This is a genomic window from Streptomyces sp. NPDC052012, from assembly GCF_040689265.1.
GTDB lineage: Bacteria > Actinomycetota > Actinomycetes > Streptomycetales > Streptomycetaceae > Streptomyces.
This window is the reverse complement of sequence record NZ_JBFAXA010000016.1, coordinates 155,269-171,694: the sequence shown is the minus strand read 5'-3', so window position 1 is coordinate 171,694 and position 16,426 is coordinate 155,269. Positions and strand designations below refer to the sequence as shown.

The following is a 16,426-nucleotide window of genomic DNA, read 5'->3' as shown; positions in this document are numbered from 1 at the left end:
TCGACCAGCAGGGGCAGCGGGTCACTGCTGGTGACCAGCTCCCGCAGCGGATGCCGGGCCAGCACCGCGTCCACCTCCGGCGTCAACGCCGCCGCGAAGCGGGTGGCGCAGGGCAGGGAGTCGTCGCGGAGGGTCGCCGCGGCGGCGAGGACGACGTCCTGTCCCTCGTCCTGCGGGACACCGGCGGCCGCCCGCTCGTACAGATCGGCGCCCTCCTCCAGGACCAGGCCCGTGTCGATGCCCGCGGGCACCTTGATGCCCGCGGTGCGGCGCCAGGTGGTGATCGGATCGCCCCAGGCCTCCACGCGGTACGTCCAGCGGCCCACGGCGCCGGCGGTGACCTCCGCGCCCCACCGGTCGCTGCCCGGCGCCAGTTCGCGCATCGGGGTGAACGGGCCGGGCCGCCCTTCGGGGTCCTTCAGGACGACATTGGCGGCGACCGCGTCGTGCCCCTCACGGAACACGGTCGCCGTGACCTCGAACGTCTCGCCCACGACCGCCTTCGCCGGCCGCCTGCCGCACTCGACGGACGGGCGGACGTCCCGCACCGGGACGCGGCCGATGGCCCGGGTCGTCTTCATGGATGTGCACCTCCGCCGTGCTCGAACGCCGGGCCCGCGCCCGGTCGTGGGGACCAAACTGCGGCGGGAAGGTCATTGCCTTCCCGCCGGGGAGCGCCGCTCGATCGTCGGCGGGCCCCGTCTGACCGCGGCGGCCGGACGGGGCCTGTCGTTCTGTTCCTGCAGATAGGTGACGAGGTTGGTGCGCAGGTACCGCTCGGCGGCGTCCGCCGCCTCGCGCGCGCAGCGCTTGCCCATCAGCACGCAGAGGGTGTAGCCGGAGTCCTCGAAGGTGGCCCGGACCGTGCGATCGGCCGGTGCCGCCAGCATCACGCGTTCCCAGGCCCGGTAGCGACGCAACTGCCGGGCAACTTCGGCTTTGGCGGGTAGCAGCATGGCGCCGTTCACCTTTCCGTGGCTCGATGGGGGCACGTTCTCCCGACGGTCGGGCGGCGCCCGTGCGCACAGCGGCACGGACCGTAACGGCGATCGAGGTCTTCACATATGGTGCACGCGCTGTGACCCTGCGTCTTGTTGGGCTTTCAACCATTTGTGCTCAGTTGTCGCCTCCGACATCTCAGGCGTGCGCTCGTGTTGCACGAATGGACCAACCCGGTCACGCTGAGGGTGACTCAGAAGCGATAAGTGCTCACGTTCCGTGTTCGGGGCCCGTCCCGCAGGGGCGAGGAGGAACGGGAGTCTCGCGGTGAGGAGCCAACGACCATGAAGACCGCAGTGCCCTGCTACTACCACCTCGATGTGGAAGTCAGCCCGGAGAGGGTGGGACAGGTCAGCCGCATTCTGGCCGCTCACCTCCGGTTCTGGGACCTCGAGAACCTGATGGAGCGCGTGTGCGGCGGCACGGAGATGCTGCTGCGGGCCATCGACGAGCACGCCACCGACAAGAACATCTCGATCGAGATGTGGTGGAACGGCCAGCACCTCATCACCGCCATCGGGGACAACGACCGCGCCCTGCGCCCGGACCAGGAACTGCGCGGCTGCCTGGAGCACATCGCCGCCAGCAGCGACGGATGGGGCTGCTGCGCCACCGAGACCGGCAGCAAGGTCATCTGGTTCTCGCAGCGCGCCCGCGCCGGCGAACGCGTCCCGCTGGTGCCCACCGCCCCCGACCCGCGCGAGAGCGAGGGCCTGGACGTGCCCCGCGAGGTGAGCGTCGCCCAGCTCACCGGCCGGGTGCGCACCTCCGAGGGCGTCCTGGAGGACGCCCGGTGACCCGGCGGCAGAACCGGCGAGGGGCGCCCGCGTGGAGCGGGCGCCCCTACCCGCTCGGGGCGTCCCACGACGGCGAGGGCACCAACTTCGCGCTGTTCAGCGAAGTGGCCGAACACGTCGAGCTGATCCTCGTCGACGACGACGGCCGACATACCGGCGTCGCGCTGACCGAGGTCGACGGCTTCGTGTGGCACGGCTATGTGCCCGGCGTCGGCCCCGGCCAGCGCTACGGCTACCGGGTGCACGGGCCCTGGGACCCGGACTCCGGTCACCGCTGCAACCCGGCCAAGCTGCTGCTCGACCCGTACGCCACCGCCGTCGACGGGCAGATCGACAACCACCCCTCGCTGTACGAGCGCAACCCCGACGGACCCGACCCCGCGGACAGCGCCGGCCACACCATGCTCGGCGTGGTGACCGACCCGGCCTTCGACTGGGGCGAGGACCGCCGGCCCTGCCGCCCCTACGCCGACACCGTGATCTACGAGGCGCACGTCAAGGGCCTGACCCGCACGCACCCTGAGGTGCCCGCCGAACTGCGCGGGACCTACGCCGGACTCGCCCACCCGGCCGTGGTGGAGCATCTGACCTCCCTCGGCGTCACCGCGGTGGAGCTGATGCCGGTGCACCAGTTCGTCCAGGACGGAGTGCTGCAGGGCCGGGGCCTGGCCAACTACTGGGGCTACAACACCATCGGCTTCTTCGCCCCGCACAACGCCTACGCCGCCCACGGCACGCGCGGCCAGCAGGTCACCGAGTTCAAGGAGATGGTGCGCACCCTGCACGCCGCCGGGCTCGAGGTGATCCTCGACGTGGTCTACAACCACACCGCCGAGGGCAACGAGAAGGGGCCCACGCTGTCCTTCCGGGGCATCGACAACTGCTCCTACTACCGTCTGGTGGACGGCGACTGGGCGCACTACTACGACACCACCGGCACCGGCAACAGCCTGCTGATGCGGCACCCCTACGTACTCCAGCTGATCATGGACTCGTTGCGGTACTGGGTCACCGAGATGCATGTCGACGGCTTCCGCTTCGACCTCGCCGCCACCCTCGCGCGGCAGTTCCACGAGGTGGACCGGCTGTCGGCGTTCTTCGACCTGATCCAGCAGGACCCGGTGATCAGCCGGGTCAAGCTCATCGCCGAACCGTGGGACGTCGGCGAGGGTGGCTACCAGGTGGGCAACTTCCCGCCGCTGTGGTCGGAGTGGAACGGCAAGTACCGGGACGCCGTACGGGACTTCTGGCGCGGCGAGGAGCACACGCTGGGCGAGTTCGCCTCCCGCCTGACCGGGTCCTCCGACCTCTACGCCCACAGCAGGCGGCGGCCCCGGGCCAGCGTCAACTTCGTCACCGCGCACGACGGTTTCACGCTGCGCGACCTGGTCTCGTACAACGACAAGCACAACGAGGCCAACGGCGAGGGCAACCGGGACGGCGAGAACGACAACCGGTCCTGGAACTGCGGAGCCGAGGGCGAGACGAAGGACCCGGCCGTGCGGGAGCTGCGCGCCCGGCAGCAGCGCAACTTCCTCGCGACCCTGCTGCTCTCCCAGGGCATCCCGATGCTCTCCCACGGCGACGAGCTCGGGCGCACCCAGCGCGGCAACAACAACGCCTACTGCCAGGACAACAAGACCTCCTGGATCGACTGGCGGCTCAGCCGCGAACAGCGCGACCTGCTGGACTTCACGCGCCGGGTGATCGCGTTGCGCACCGCCCACCCGGTGCTGCGCCGGCGCCGCTTCTTCCGCGGGGAGACCGTGTGTCACGCCGGTCAGCCGCTGCCCGACCTGGTGTGGCTGCTGCCGGACGCCGAGGAGATGACCGACGACGACTGGCAGCGCTCCGACGCCCACTCGGTCGGCGTCTTCCTCAACGGAGACGCCATCGCCGAACCCGACGCACGCGGCCGGCCCGTGGTCGACGACTCGTTCCTGCTCCTGCTCAACAGCCACTGGGAGCCGGTGGACTTCCGCCTGCCCGACGCGACCTACGGCGAGCGCTGGACGGCCCTGATCGACACGGCGGACCCGGAGGGCACCCCCGACGAGTCGGAACACAAACCCCGCACCACCCTGACGGTCGCCCCCCGCAGCCTGGTCCTCCTCTCCCGCCCGTCCCGCACCTCCGGTTGACCTGCCGGGCGGGCTCGCTCGTCGTGGCCGCCGCGCCCGCCCCGCGTGAGCGGTCAGCGGCCGCGGCGGGTCGTCACCGTGAACTGGGCGCCGTCGTTGTCGCGGAGGACCGCCTCGTCGGGGCTCAGGGACAGGACGCTGCCGCCGTGGATCTCGGCGGCACGGGCGCAGGCGGCCACGTCCTGCACCGCGAAGTGGACCTGCCAGTGCGGCCGGATCGTCGGATCGGGCGCCGCCTCCAGGGCGCCCGACTCGATGCGGGCCACCACGTCGCCGCCACTGCGCAGCACCACCTCGTCGCCCTCGTACTGGACCTCGCAGCAGCCCGGTTTCTCCGACGCCCAGTCGAAGACCTCGCCGTAGAAGATCGCGGCGTCGAAGGCGTCCCGTGTGTGCAGCTTGATGAACGCCGGCTGGGCGCGGCGCCAGGTGGGCCAGTCGGTGAAGAGTTCGCCCTCCCAGATGCCGAAGGTCGCCCCGTCCCGGTCGGCCAGCAGCGCCGCACGCCCCGGCGCCAGCGAGATCGGCCCGACCGCCGTCGTGCCGCCGCGCTCCTGCACCCGCGACACCGCCTCGTCGGCGCTGCGCACGGCGAAGTAGGGCGTCCAGGCCACCGCCATCTGCCACATGGTGGCGACCCCCGCGATGCCCGCGACCGGCGCCCCGTCCGCCAGCGCGATCCGGAACCGGTCCCCGAGCCGGACCGGCCGCCAGGTCCAGCCCAGCACGGCGCCGTAGAACTCCTCCGTCGTCTTCACATCGCGGCTGGTCAGGCTCACCCAGCAGGGCGCCCCGAACACGGCGTCCGTCGAGAAGACGTCCTTCGTGCCGGCGGGGGAGGGCATGTCGTGGTTCATGGCAGTCGCGTCCTGATCTCGTCGGCCCGGTGGCCACCGGAATGACACCAGTGTCCGGCCCGGACCCGTCCGGGCGCCTGCCGAGTACCCCGGCGGCGGTGCCGAAACGGTGATCCGGAACGCCCTCGTCCGCCCCAGTGGCACGAGGCGCGAGGAGTGGCGACGATGGAGGGGCCGGACACTGGGTGAAGGCACTCAAGCACTGTGCGAAGCCGGGATGAGAGCGGCACACCGGACCGGGAGGTGACCATGCCCACGGACGGGGGCTCGGAGCGGATCCTCCAGCTGGAGGCTGAGGTGCGGCAGCTGAAGGACGCGGTCGTCTCGCACGCGGTCGTCGACCAGGCGATCGGCGTGATCGTCGCCCTCGGGCGCGTCTCCCCCGACCAGGGCTGGACCGTGCTGAAAGAGGTCTCCCAGCACACCAACATCAAGGCCCGCAACATCGCCGACATGATCCTCGTATGGGGTCGCAGCGGCGTCATGCCGCCGGAGATACGCGCGGCCCTGGAGGACGCCCTCGACCGGCTCGGCCCGACCCAGGTCCCGGGCGCGCCGCCGGCTCCCTGATGCGCGGCGCGCCCGCGCGGCTCAGCCGGACTCGGCCTCCAGCTCCTCGCGCAGATGGGCGAAGCAGCTGCTCAGCAGCCGTGACACATGCATCTGCGAGATGCCGAGCTGCTCGGCGATCGTGCTCTGGGTCATGCCCCGGAAGAACCGCAGGTAGAGGATGATCCGCTCACGCTCCGGGAGCGCCTCGAGACACGGCCGCGCCGCCACCCGGTCGACCACCGTGTCGTACGCCGGGTCGGGGCCGCCGATCGCGTCCCCCAGCGCGTAGCCGTCGGTGCCCGGCATCTCTGCCTCCAGCGACAGCGCGGAGAAGCACTCCAGGGCCTCCGTCCCGGTCCGCACCTCGTCCTCGGTCAACTGCGCGTACGCGGCGATCTCGGCGGTCGTGGGGGCCCGGCCCGTGGTCGTCTGGGAGAGCTCCTTGACCGCGTTCCGCACGCGGTTGCGCAGGTCCTGGACCCGGCGCGGCACGTGCAGGGTCCACATGTGGTCACGGAAGTGGCGCTTGATCTCACCGGTGACCGTCGGCACGGCGTACGCCTCGAAGGCGTTGCCGCGCGCCGGGTCGTAGTGGTCGACGGCCTTGACCAGCCCCAGGGCCGCCACCTGGTACAGGTCCTCCAGGGCCTCGCCGCGGCCGCGGAAGCGGACCGCGATCCGCTCCGCCATGGGCAGCCAGGCCCGGACCAGTTCGTTGCGCAGTGCCGTGCGCTCGGGCCCTTCGGGCAGCTGAGCGAGGCGGGCGAAGTCCTCGATGGTGTCCGGGGCGTCGTCGTGGGGGTGCGGCCTGGTGGTGCTGCCGGGGTTACGCATGGTGCGCACCTCCCTGAGCAGGTGCCGGTGGGACGGACACCGCGGGAGCCTGGACTCGGACGACACGGAGCGGTCCGGGCCGGTGAGCCGGTTCCCGCGGACGTGCCTCCGGTCCGAAGCACTGAACCACATTTTCCCATGCCCCGGCATTCCGAAACAGCTTGGGAATTCAACGAGAGAGAATTCCTTGGTGTTGTACGCCGTGAAATCAAAGGAATTCGTGGCGTGAAATTCCCGGAGGGCGGGCCGGTCGCGGCGCAGGGCGGGTGGCGGTGGTCCCGCCGTGCGGCGGCCGGCCCGGGCCGTCGCCCCCGGCCCGCGCGTGATCACGACACGGAACGTGATGTGCGGCACGCCGCCGGGACGGGGCGGCCGACCGGTACGGGGGATCGTTCCAGCGCAGCGCTTGATCAGCGATCAGCGCCGGTGAACTGCCTGTCCACAGCGCATTCCGCTCATTTGACAGTGCGCTGAGCCCACAGATAGGAAGCAGCCACAGAATGTCGAGAGGTGCACTGTGTACGAGCCGAACGTGGTCGGGGACTGGCAGGAGTACGATGAGCATGCCGGTCTGCGGGTCCGCGTCCACCGTCTGGAGGCGGGCGAGCCGCCGCGCGGACGCGACGACGCCGCCGAGGGGCTGGCGTACTTCAGTGTCCGCGTGACCGTCGAGAACCGCGGAAATCGTGCCTTCGGCATTCATCTCGAGGACGGTCAGATCGACGTCCGGGTCGGCGCCGACGGGGAGAGCGCCTTCATCGACTGGCGCAACTCGCAGTTCATCGAGGGCTTCGACGTCTACCCGCTGCGCCGGGCCACCGCGGTGATCTACGCCGCGGGTCCCGAGGCGTCGCTGAACCATGTCGACGTCCAGGTCCAGCTGCGGGTCGACGAGGAGTGGACCGGCCGCCGGCTGTGGGCGGGCGGCATCGGGGTGCACGAGCCGTCCGCCGGGGCTCCCGCCGGTGCCTGCCGGGAGAGCCTCGCGCACCAGGTGAGCGTGTTCCTGCGCGACCAGGCGGAGGAGGGCACGGCCTGACCGGGCGGTGACAGCGGCACCCGCTGACCCGGCTCAGTGCGGGATCGCGTCGATGATCTCCCGGGCGCCCTGACGCAGCAGGGCCACGGCGACCGAGGTGCCGAGCGTGGCCGGATCGAGGCGGCCGGCCCATTCGTGCGCGTTCAGCCGGGTCTTGCCGTCCGGGGTGAACACGCAGGCCCGCAGGGACAGTTCGCCGCTGCGGTCCACGCGTGCGTAGCCGGCGATCGGGCTGTTGCAGTGCCCCTGGAGCACATGCAGGAGCATGCGCTCGGCGGTGGCCTCGCGGTAGGTGTCCGGATCGCCGAGGACGCTGATCGCGTCGATGACGGCGGTGTCGTCCTCCCGGCACTGCAGCGCGAGCACTCCCGCACCGATGGGCGGCATCATCGCCTCGGGTGAGAGGACCTCGCTGATCACGTCCCCGCGCCCGATGCGCTCCAGTCCGGAGACCGCCAGGAGCAGCGCGTCGGCCTCGCCGGCCGCGAGCTTCGCCAGCCGCCGGTTGGCGTTGCCGCGGAACGGCACGCAGGCCAGGTGGGGGTGGGTGGCGGCGAGTTGGGCGACTCGCCGCACCGAGGAGGTGCCGATCCGGGTGCCGGGCGCGAGCTCGTCCAGGGTGAGCCCCTCGGGGTGGACGAGGGCGTCGCGGATGTCGTCCCGCTTCAGGAAGGCGGCGAACACCGTGCCCGCGGGCAGCGGACGGTCGGCGGGCACGTCCTTGAGGCAGTGCGCGGCGACATCCGCCTCGCCGGCGAGCAGAGCGGCGTCCACCTCCTTGGTGAACGCGCCCTTGCCCTCCACCTTCGACAGGTCGCCCAGCCACTTGTCGCCGGTCGTGCGCACGGGTACGACCTCGGTGCGCACGCCGGGGTGGGCGGCGGCCAACTCGGCCCTGACACGCTCCACTTGGGCGAGCGCCATGGGCGAGTCGCGGGAGACGATGCGGATCAGCTCGGGGGCGGACATGGCGACACGATAGACCCTCCGGCCGGAGTCCTCCTCGCGAACCGTCAGGCGTTCGGATCGAACGGGATGCCGGGCGGCTGGGCGGCGGCGAGGTGTGAGGCGAAACTGCCGTCCTTCAGGCCGAAGTGGGCGCTGCCGAAGTCGTACGAGACCAGCCTGTCGCGCAGCCCGGCCGGGTAGCCGTTCCAGCCGACGAGGGCCGGGTACTGCCAGCTGCCCCGGTGGTTCTCGGGTGGTTCGTCGCCGGAGGTCGCGACGCGGAAGCAGTGGGTGCTGAGGCCGTCCTTGTGGTAGACGATCTTCGGGTGGGTGCCGTCGAAGCGGACCGCCGAGCGCGCGTGGACGGTGAACGAGCCGTGGTTGGACGTCGAGACGTACTGCACCGTGTCGTTCTGCACCCACACCACGACGTGCTCCCAGTCGTGGCGGTGGCCGCCCAGGCTGCTGCCCGGCAGCGCCTGGTCCTTCTCGAAGTACAGGGCGTAGACGACGGCGCACCAGCCGTTGTTGCACTTCGCGCGGGCGTAGCCGTTGGTGTTGGCCAGGTCGGCGGCGTCGCGGCAGTTGCCGTTCAGGGCGCCGGTCGGCTTCAGTCCGCCGTTCACCTCGCCGCCGGGGCCGATCGCGGGGGTGGGGTAGCAGCCGTCGGTGTCGTAGTCGTAGGCGGGCTGGTACGTCTGCTCCAGAGCATCGGCGTTCGCCGGCAGAGCGGGCGGCGGAGCGGCGAAGGCGGTGGCGGGGAAGGCGATGACGAGCGCTGCGGCTCCGGCCAGGCCGGTCAGCCATCTTCTGCGGTGGGTGCGGAGCGTGCTCGACGACACTGCGTCCTCCTGGGAGTACGGGCGCAGCACAACGGCTGTGGGGGGCAAGGGAGTTCAGCATCGCGGCTCGACGCGTCCATGCCAAGAGGGAGAGGCGTACCGGCGGTGAAGCGCGGCCCAACTCTTCGTGGGCGCACGGGGGGCTCACACCATGTCGTCGGGCAGGTCGGCCGCCGCCTCCTCGGGCGCCAGGTCCGGCCGCAGGCGCAGCCAGGACGGCTGGCGCAGCATCCCCTCCCGGGTACGGGTGCTGTAGCGGACCTCGCCGACCAGCCGGGGGACCACCCAGTGCGCGCCCGGCACCGAAGGCACCGGGTCGAAGGGGCACACCTGGCTCGCCGCACCGGACAGCAACGCGGCCAGTTCGGTGCGTTCGGCCTCGCTCCAGCCCGTGCCCACACCGCCGACGTAGCGCAGCCGCCCCGCCGCCCGCTGGCCCACCAGTACGGCGCCCGGCAGCCCCGTCAGCCGCCCCTTGCCGGGCAGCCAGCCGCCGATCAGGACGTCCTCGCTGCGCATGTTGCGAATCTTGATCCAGGCCCGGGAGCGCACCCCCGGCTCGTACACCGAGTCCAGCCGTTTGCAGACCAGGCCCTCGAGCCCGTGCTCCTGCGTGGCACGCAGCGCCTCGGCGCCGTGGCCGACGATCGCGGCCGGGGTCGACCAGGAGGGCCCGTCCAGGCCGAGCGCCTCCAGCTCCTCACGGCGCCGCGCGTACGGCAGACGGACCAGGGAGTGCCCGCGCAGGTGCATCACGTCGAACAGCACGAGATGGACGGGGACCGCCGCGGCTCGCTGCGCCGCTTTGGCGGGCGCGTGGGCCAGGCCCATGCGGGACTGGAGCAACTGGAAGCTGGCGCGGCCGTGTTCGTCCAGTGCGAGCACCTCGCCGTCCAGGACCGCCGGTGTGCTGCCGAGGGCGGTGGCCAGCGGGGCCAGCTCGGGGTAGGCGCGGGTGATGTCCTGGCCGGACCGGGCGCGCAGGAGGACGGTGCCGTCGCCGGGGAGGTAGATCACCGCGCGCTGGCCGTCCTGTTTGGTCTCGTAGGCCCAGCGGTCGTCCAGCGCGCGGGACGGCAGGGTGCCGGAGGTGGCGAGCATGGGCGGGATCAGCGGCAGGGTCACGGGTGAGGTGTGGACGCGGGTGGTGGTTGCTACGCGTGCGGGGGCGGGGTTTCGCCTGAACGGCGCCGTGGCGGCCCCCTGGGAGGGCTGTGGTGCCCAGGCGCCGTAGGGGGTGCGGTTCGGGGGCGGCTGCGGGTTGTGGGGGGCTGGTCGCGCAGTTCCCCGCGCCCCTGAAGGGGGTTGCACGGCCGCTCCCTCGGCGAGTGGCCTACCTACCGTCGGGTAATATCGCGCGGCAGGTCGTCAGAGGAGGAACCGTGTCCCGGTCCGATCGCTCGCCCCTGTTGCTCGCCGGTCTGCTGGCCGTCGCGGGCACCGCCCACTTCGCCGCCCCGCGGCAGTTCGACCACATCGTGCCCCGCTCCCTGCCCGGAGCGCCCCGCACCTGGACCCATGTCAGCGGTGCCGTCGAGCTCGGGCTGGCCGCGGGGATCGCGCTGCCCCGGACCCGCAAGGCCGCCGCACTCGCCGCGGCGGCCTTCTTCGTCGCCGTGTTCCCCGCCAACGTGAAGATGGCCGTCGACTGGCGGCACCGCCCCGCCCCGCAGAAGGCCGCCGCGTTCGGGCGGCTGCCGCTGCAGCTGCCCCTGGTGCTCTGGGCGCGCGGCGTCGCCAGGAACGCGGAGGGACGGTCGTGAGCGGCAAGCTCGTCACGGGCGACACGGTCGAGGACTTCGCGCTGCCGGACGAGACCGGCACCGTCCGCCGGCTGACGGACCTGCTCGCCGAGGGGCCGGTCGTGTTGTTCTTCTACCCGGCCGCGCTCAGTCCCGGCTGCACCGCGCAGGCCTGCCACTTCCGCGACCTGGCCGCCGAGTTCGCCGCGCTCGGGGCCCGGCCGGTCGGCATCAGCGGCGACCGGGTCGAACGGCAGGCGGAGTTCGCCGGTCGGCACACCCTCGGCATGCCCCTGCTGTCCGACACCGACGGCACGGTGCGTGAGCGGTTCGGGGTCAAGCGCGGCATCGCCCTGGCGCCGACCAGGCGCGCCACCTTCGTGATAGGCCAGGACCGCACCGTCCTCGAGGTCGTGCGCAGCGAGCTGCGCATGAACACCCACGCCGACCGGGCCCTCGCCGCCCTGCGCGACCACCGCCCCTGAGACCGGCCACGGCCCCGGGCCGCGGTTGATCGCGGTTGATAAGGGGACGTGATGGACCGATCCTGGACGAATGGAGGAGGCCTCCGCTGCGGTGGTCGTCGATGTCCGCGGCATCGTGACGGGGTGGAGCGAGGGTGCCCGGCGGCTGACCGGACACCCGGCCGAGGAGGCCGTGGGGCGGGCCGTGACCGAGCTGCTCGCCGAGGACGCGCCCTCCGCCGCCCCGCCCGTGCCCTCGGGCATCGTCGTGCTGCGTCACCGCGCGGGGCACCCCGTCCCGCTCCGGGTGACGGTCACGCCGCTCACCGGCCCGAGCGACACCCCCGCCGGGTACGTCCTCGTCGCCGAGCCGCCCGGCGCGGCCGAGAGTTCCCTGGCCGGGCAGGCCTTCCAGCAGGCGTCCATGGCGATGAGCGTCTTCGACACCGAGCAGCGCTACCTTCGGCTCAACGACGCCTCGTGCCGGGCGATGGGGACGACCGAGGAGGAGCTGGTCGGCCGGCCGTACCTGGACACCGGGGAGGCGGCCGGCCATCAGCGCGGCTTCCAGTGGTATCTGCGGCGGGTCGTCGAGACGGGCGAGCCCGTGCACTACGAGACCCTCGGCCGAGCACCCTCCGGCAAGCGGTTCCACGCCTGGAGCGTGGAGATGTGGCCGGTCCGCGACCCCTCCGGGCGGCTCCTCGGGACCGCGCTCGCCGCGTTCGACAGCACCGAGCAGCACCGGGGCCGGCAGCGGCTGGCGCTGCTCAACGAGGCCGCCACCGGCATCGGCACCACCCTGGACGTGGTCCGCACCGCCGAGGAACTCGTGGAGTTCCTGGTGCCGACCTTCGCCGACTTCGCCGCCGTCGACCTGCTCGACTGGGTCCTCGGCACCCACGAACCCCCGGCCCTCACGGACGCCGAGATCGTGCTGCGCCGCGTGGCACACGGCTCCGCCACCCAGGGCTCCCCGGCCGGCGCCGTCCACCTCGGCGGCACGGACGTGTATCCGCCGGCCTCGCCGCCCGCGCGGGCGCTGCGCGAGGGCAGGCCGGTCCTCGGCCGCGCCGGCGAGCCGGAGTTCGACCGCTGGCTGGGCGGGCGAGGGGCCCCCGCCCCGCCGGACCGGTCACGCCGGGCCCCCATCCACTCCCTGCTGGCGGTGCCGCTGCGCGCCCGCGGCACGACCCTCGGCGTCGCCGTCGCCGTCCGCAATCTCTTCCCCGACCCGTACGCCGCCGACGACGCGGTCCTCGCCGAGGAACTCGCCAGCCGCGCCGCCGTCTGCGTCGACAACGCCCGCCGCTTCGCCCGCGAGCGCAGCACCGCCCTGGCCCTCCAGCACAGCCTGCTGCCCAAGGGCCTGCCGGGTCAGGCCGCGGTCGAGGTCGCCCACCGCTATCTGCCCTCCGGGTCGGAGGCCGGCATCGGCGGCGACTGGTTCGACGTCATCCCGCTGTCCGGCAGCCGGGTCGCCCTGGTCGTCGGCGACGTCGTCGGCCACGGCATCCCCTCCACCGCAACCATGGGCCGGCTGTGCACGGCCGTCCGCACCCTCGCCGACGTGGACCTGCCGCCGGACGAACTGCTCACCCACCTCGACGACCTGGTCATCCATCTCGCCTCCGACGACGGCGACGAGGCCGCCGAGCTCGGCGCCACCTGCCTGTACGCCGTCTACGACCCCGTCTCGCGCCGTCTGACCGCCGCGACCGCCGGACACCCCCCACCCGCCGTCGTGCTCCCCGACGGCACCTGTCGCCTGCTCCGGCTGAGCGCGGGACCCCCGCTCGGCGTCGGCGGGCTGCCGTTCGAGGCGACGGAGCTCCAGCTGCCCGAGGGCTCCGTCGTCGCCCTCTACACCGACGGCCTGGTGGAGAGCCGCGACCGCGACGTCGACCACGCCACCGGCGAACTGTGCCGCGCCCTGACGGTGCCCGCCGCCTCGCTGGACGCCCTGTGCGACAGCGTGCTGAAGGCCGTCCTGCCGGAGGAGCCCGGCGACGACGTGGCCCTGCTGCTGGCGTGCACCCGGGCCCTCGGCGCGGGACAGGTCGCCACGAAGGAGGTGCCGCCCGATCCCGCGGAGGTGGCCGCCGCCCGGCAGTGGGCCGTCGAGCGGCTGACCGCCTGGGGCCTGGACGAGTTCGCCTTCGTCACCGAACTGGTCGTCAGCGAGCTGGTCACCAACGCCATCCGCTACGGCACCCCGCCGGTGCACCTGCGCCTGATCCGCGATCGCGCCCTGATCTGCGAGGTCTCCGACGGCAGCGCCACCTCGCCGCACATGCGCCGGGCGAACGCCTACGACGAGGGCGGCCGGGGCCTGCTGCTGGTGGCCCAGCTGACCCAGCGCTGGGGCAGCCGGCAGACCGGCACCGGCAAGACGATCTGGGCGGAACAGTCACTGTCCGCGGTGTGAAGCAGGCCCCGTCCCGGCAGTCCCGCAGCTCCGGCGGTTCTTCCGGCTCCGGCCGCCTCGGCCCGCTCTCAGGTGCCGCCGTCGTCCGCGGCGACCTGCGCGAGGGTGCGGCCGGACCGCGCCGAACGGGCCCGCCGGGGATCGGGCGCCCCGCGGCCCCCGGACCGGCCGGAGGACGCCCGCACCAGCAGCCACGCCTCCTCACCGCTGCCGTCCCCGCCGCCGCGGAACCGCGTCAGGGCGTACTCGCCGCGCAGCTTCGACCCCTTCAGCCGGAACGTGGCGTGCCCGCGCTCCAGCGACTCGGCGAAGTCGACCGGCCGGCCCCTGCGGTCGTGGCTGAGGGGCACGTACGTGCCGTGGTCCCACACGATCACCGTGCCGCCCCCGTACTCGCCGTGCGGGATCACCCCCTCGAACTCCTCGTACTCCAGCGGATGATCCTCCGTGGGCACGGCGAGCCGCTTGTCCTTCGGGTCGGCGGGCGGCCCCTTCGGCACGGACCAGGACCTCAGCACGTCGTCGACCTGGAGCCGGAAGTCGAAGTGCATCGTGCGAGCGTCGTGGATCTGCACGACGAACCGGGGCTCCGGGCCGGGCGACGCGCTCCGGCCCCGGGGCTCGGCGGTCCGTGCGAAGTCCCGCTTGCCGCGGTAGTCCCGCAGCCGGTCCTGTCCGTCCCGCTCGCCTCGTCCGTCCTGTCGGCCCACGGTCCTGCTCCCTTCCCGCGGCTCCACACAGCCTGATGCGGCTGCACGCGCCGTGCCGCCCGGTGCCGGGCCGGGTACCCGGTCAGTACTCCTCGTGCACCTCGGGGTCCCCGCCGAGGCGCCGGTGGGCCCGGTCGGTGATCGTGCGCATCTGCGCGGCGTCCAGTTCGAAGCCGAAGACGTCCAGGTTCGCGCGCTGCCGCTCGGGGTCCGCCGACTTGGGGACCGGCAGCGCCCCGAGCTGGACGTGCCAGCGCAGCACCGCCTGGGCGGGTGTCACCCCGTGCGCCTCCGCCACGGCGGCCACGGCCAGGTCGTCGAGCAGCGTCGAGCCCCGGCCGAGCGGGCTCCAGCTCTCGGTGAGGACGCCCTTCTCCTCGTGGTAGGCGCGCAGTTCGTCCTGCGGGAAGAAGGGGTGCAGCTCGATCTGGTTGACCGAGGGCAGCACTCCCGTCTCCTTCTCCAGCCGCTCGATGTGGGCGGGGGTGAAGTTGGAGACGCCGATGGACCGTACGAGGCCCTCCTCCCGCAGCTTGATCATGGCTTTCCAGGAGTCGACGTACTTGTCGACGCGGGGGAGCGGCCAGTGGATCAGATACAGGTCGACGTACTCCAGGCCGAGCCGCGTGCGGGACTCCTCGAACGAGGCGAGGGTCTCGTCGTAGCCGTGGTGGCGGCCCGGGAGCTTCGTCGTGACGACGATCTCCTCGCGCGGGACACCGGCGCGGGCGACGGCGCGGCCGACGCCGGTCTCGTTGCGGTAGTTGGCCGCCGTGTCGACGAGGCGGTACCCCATCTCCAGGGCGCCGGTCACCGCGCGTTCCGCCTGGTCGTCGTCCAGGGGCCAGGTGCCCAGGCCCAGGGCGGGGATCGTCGTGCCGTCGTTCAGGGTGCGGGTGGGGACGCTGATCACGAAAGGACCTCCCGTCGGCGATGTCGTACCCCCAGCCTCGGGGACACGACGGGCCGTGATCAACCGGAGGAGGGAGCCCACGCGGCCGAGGCCCTGTCGCCAAGCGCCCGCACGGCTGTCACGATCTTCCGAGAGCCGGCCCGCACCGGGCCGGTGCGCACGAGCGACGGAGCGGGGACCGATGACGAGCGACAGGGGTGGCGTGCCGGATCACGACGAGCGGGTCGCGGAGCTGGACGTACGGCCCGTCGCCGGGTGCATCGGGGCCGAGATCGGCGGGGTCGATCTCACCGGTGACCTCGACGACGCGGTGATCGCCGCGATCAGGGCGGCGGTGCTGCGCTGGAAGGTGGTGTTCTTCCGCGCACAGCGCCTCGACCACGCCGGACACGTGGCGCTGGCGCGCCGGTTCGGCGAACCGGTCGTTCTGCCGCGGCGCGGCAAGGCCTCCCCGCCCGGCGCCCCGGAGATCGAGACGACCGCCGACCGGCTGGAGCTCGGCGGCCGGTTCGGCATGGAGCACGACGAGTGGCTGCGGCGCCGCCGGCACACCCTGCTGCGCGGCTGGCACTGCGACCACGGCGCCCGCGTCGACCCGCCCGCCGCGACGATCCTGCGCGCCGAGACCGTCCCGCCCTACGGCGGCGACACCACCTGGTCGAATCTGGCCGCCGCCTACGCCGGACTGTCCGCGCCGGTCCGGGCGTTCGCCGACGGGCTGCGCGCCGAGCACCGGCTGGGGGTCGGCTATCAGCCACGGCCCGGCGACGACGCCTACGTGCGGCATCTGCTGGACCACCAGACCGCCTCCGAGCACCCCCTGGTGCGGGTCCACCCGGAGACGGGGGAGCGGATCCTGTTCGTCAACGGCTACTACGTCGAGCAGATCACCGGCCTGTCCCGCCCGGAGAGCGAGGCCGTCCTGCGGATGCTGCTGGAGCAGGCGACCCGGCCCGAGTACACCGTGCGGTTCCGCTGGGAGCCGGGCAGCGTGGCCTTCTGGGACAACCGGGCCACCATCCACCTGGCCCCGAGCGACACCGCCCACCTGGACCATCCCCGGATCATGCACCGGGTGATGCTCGCCGGCGACGTCCCGGTCGGCGTCGACGGGCGGCCGTCCACGCCGCTCACCGGCACCGCACCGGGCCGCTGGTGAG

At 72.9% G+C, this 16,426-nt stretch carries 17 protein-coding genes; 8 read left to right on the top strand and 9 right to left on the bottom strand.

What is annotated here, in order from left to right; genetic code table 11:
- Positions 1 to 581, bottom strand: a 581-nt coding sequence (locus tag AB0412_RS24190; protein WP_366404660.1) for a maltotransferase domain-containing protein, incomplete at its 3' end; no start/stop codon positions are given.
- Between the two features lie 72 nt (positions 582 to 653).
- On the bottom strand, positions 654 to 956 hold the full coding sequence (locus AB0412_RS24185) for a DUF5133 domain-containing protein (protein WP_366404659.1): 303 nt from the start codon (positions 954 to 956) through the stop codon (positions 654 to 656).
- A 327-nt stretch (positions 957 to 1,283) separates the two neighbouring features.
- Between AB0412_RS24185 and AB0412_RS24180 the strand changes: the two genes are divergently transcribed.
- Complete coding sequence (locus tag AB0412_RS24180) at positions 1,284 to 1,796, top strand: pep a2 (protein ID WP_366404658.1); 513 nt, start codon at positions 1,284 to 1,286, stop codon at positions 1,794 to 1,796.
- Positions 1,793 to 3,937 (top strand): glycogen debranching protein GlgX, encoded by a 2,145-nt coding sequence (gene glgX, locus AB0412_RS24175; protein WP_366404657.1) that lies wholly within the window; start codon positions 1,793 to 1,795, stop codon positions 3,935 to 3,937. The genes AB0412_RS24180 and glgX overlap by 4 nt, the downstream gene beginning before the upstream one ends.
- 53 nt (positions 3,938 to 3,990) lie before the next feature.
- Here the strand turns inward: glgX and AB0412_RS24170 are convergent, their stop codons facing one another.
- Positions 3,991 to 4,794, bottom strand: a complete 804-nt coding sequence (locus AB0412_RS24170; protein ID WP_366404656.1) for a VOC family protein — start codon at positions 4,792 to 4,794, stop codon at positions 3,991 to 3,993.
- Between the two features lie 249 nt (positions 4,795 to 5,043).
- On the opposite strand from AB0412_RS24170, the gene AB0412_RS24165 reads away from it, so the two are divergent.
- Positions 5,044 to 5,364, top strand: coding sequence for an ANTAR domain-containing protein (locus tag AB0412_RS24165; protein WP_366404655.1), 321 nt, complete (start codon positions 5,044 to 5,046; stop codon positions 5,362 to 5,364).
- 21 nt (positions 5,365 to 5,385) lie between these two features.
- Here AB0412_RS24165 and AB0412_RS24160 read toward each other — a convergent pair whose 3' ends face one another.
- A complete protein-coding gene (locus AB0412_RS24160; protein WP_366404654.1) occupies positions 5,386 to 6,180 on the bottom strand; it encodes an RNA polymerase sigma factor SigF in 795 nt (264 codons plus the stop codon).
- A 517-nt stretch (positions 6,181 to 6,697) separates the two neighbouring features.
- On the opposite strand from AB0412_RS24160, the gene AB0412_RS24155 reads away from it, so the two are divergent.
- The gene (locus tag AB0412_RS24155; protein WP_366404653.1) at positions 6,698 to 7,219 is read left to right on the top strand and encodes a hypothetical protein; all 522 of its coding nucleotides are present in this window, start codon (positions 6,698 to 6,700) and stop codon (positions 7,217 to 7,219) included.
- Between the two features lie 33 nt (positions 7,220 to 7,252).
- Here AB0412_RS24155 and hemC read toward each other — a convergent pair whose 3' ends face one another.
- The 3 genes from hemC to AB0412_RS24140 all read right to left on the bottom strand — a co-directional run bounded on the left by hemC (position 7,253) and on the right by AB0412_RS24140 (position 10,134).
- Positions 7,253 to 8,188 (bottom strand): hydroxymethylbilane synthase, encoded by a 936-nt coding sequence (gene hemC, locus AB0412_RS24150; RefSeq protein ID WP_366404652.1) that lies wholly within the window; start codon positions 8,186 to 8,188, stop codon positions 7,253 to 7,255.
- A 44-nt stretch (positions 8,189 to 8,232) separates the two neighbouring features.
- The gene (locus AB0412_RS24145) at positions 8,233 to 9,009 is read right to left on the bottom strand and encodes an NPP1 family protein (RefSeq protein WP_366404651.1); all 777 of its coding nucleotides are present in this window, start codon (positions 9,007 to 9,009) and stop codon (positions 8,233 to 8,235) included.
- Positions 9,010 to 9,153: 144 nt separating this feature from the next.
- Positions 9,154 to 10,134, bottom strand: coding sequence for an ATP-dependent DNA ligase (locus AB0412_RS24140; protein ID WP_366404650.1), 981 nt, complete (start codon positions 10,132 to 10,134; stop codon positions 9,154 to 9,156).
- A 257-nt stretch (positions 10,135 to 10,391) separates the two neighbouring features.
- Between AB0412_RS24140 and AB0412_RS24135 the strand changes: the two genes are divergently transcribed.
- From AB0412_RS24135 to AB0412_RS24125, 3 genes are all read left to right on the top strand, one after another.
- Positions 10,392 to 10,772 carry a hypothetical protein gene (locus tag AB0412_RS24135; RefSeq protein ID WP_366404649.1) on the top strand — a complete coding sequence of 127 codons (381 nt, stop codon included), beginning with the start codon at positions 10,392 to 10,394 and terminating at the stop codon, positions 10,770 to 10,772.
- Entirely contained in the window at positions 10,769 to 11,236 is a 468-nt protein-coding gene (locus AB0412_RS24130) for a peroxiredoxin (protein ID WP_366404648.1), read from the top strand. The genes AB0412_RS24135 and AB0412_RS24130 overlap by 4 nt, the downstream gene beginning before the upstream one ends.
- A 70-nt stretch (positions 11,237 to 11,306) precedes the next feature.
- Positions 11,307 to 13,643, top strand: coding sequence for a SpoIIE family protein phosphatase (locus AB0412_RS24125; RefSeq protein ID WP_366404647.1), 2,337 nt, complete (start codon positions 11,307 to 11,309; stop codon positions 13,641 to 13,643).
- Positions 13,644 to 13,711: 68 nt separating this feature from the next.
- Here AB0412_RS24125 and AB0412_RS24120 read toward each other — a convergent pair whose 3' ends face one another.
- Complete coding sequence (locus AB0412_RS24120) at positions 13,712 to 14,353, bottom strand: DNA polymerase ligase N-terminal domain-containing protein (protein ID WP_366404646.1); 642 nt, start codon at positions 14,351 to 14,353, stop codon at positions 13,712 to 13,714.
- Between the two features lie 82 nt (positions 14,354 to 14,435).
- Entirely contained in the window at positions 14,436 to 15,266 is an 831-nt protein-coding gene (locus AB0412_RS24115; RefSeq protein WP_366404645.1) for an aldo/keto reductase, read from the bottom strand.
- 181 nt (positions 15,267 to 15,447) lie between these two features.
- On the opposite strand from AB0412_RS24115, the gene AB0412_RS24110 reads away from it, so the two are divergent.
- Positions 15,448 to 16,425, top strand: coding sequence for a TauD/TfdA family dioxygenase (locus AB0412_RS24110; RefSeq protein WP_366404644.1), 978 nt, complete (start codon positions 15,448 to 15,450; stop codon positions 16,423 to 16,425).
- The last annotated feature ends 1 nt before the right edge of the window (position 16,426 follow it).

Excerpts from the sequence above, each read along its gene's own strand:
- AB0412_RS24125 (WP_366404647.1), top strand. The coding sequence starts at position 11,307 with ATGGAGGAGGCCTCCGCTGCGGTGGTCGTCGATGTCCGCGGCATCGTG.
- AB0412_RS24180 (WP_366404658.1), top strand. The coding sequence starts at position 1,284 with ATGAAGACCGCAGTGCCCTGCTACTACCACCTCGATGTGGAAGTCAGC.
- AB0412_RS24185 (WP_366404659.1), bottom strand. The coding sequence starts at position 956 with ATGCTGCTACCCGCCAAAGCCGAAGTTGCCCGGCAGTTGCGTCGCTAC.
- AB0412_RS24110 (WP_366404644.1), top strand. The coding sequence starts at position 15,448 with ATGACGAGCGACAGGGGTGGCGTGCCGGATCACGACGAGCGGGTCGCG.
- hemC (WP_366404652.1), bottom strand. The coding sequence starts at position 8,188 with ATGTCCGCCCCCGAGCTGATCCGCATCGTCTCCCGCGACTCGCCCATG.
- AB0412_RS24160 (WP_366404654.1), bottom strand. The coding sequence starts at position 6,180 with ATGCGTAACCCCGGCAGCACCACCAGGCCGCACCCCCACGACGACGCC.
- AB0412_RS24170 (WP_366404656.1), bottom strand. The coding sequence starts at position 4,794 with ATGAACCACGACATGCCCTCCCCCGCCGGCACGAAGGACGTCTTCTCG.
- AB0412_RS24165 (WP_366404655.1), top strand. The coding sequence starts at position 5,044 with ATGCCCACGGACGGGGGCTCGGAGCGGATCCTCCAGCTGGAGGCTGAG.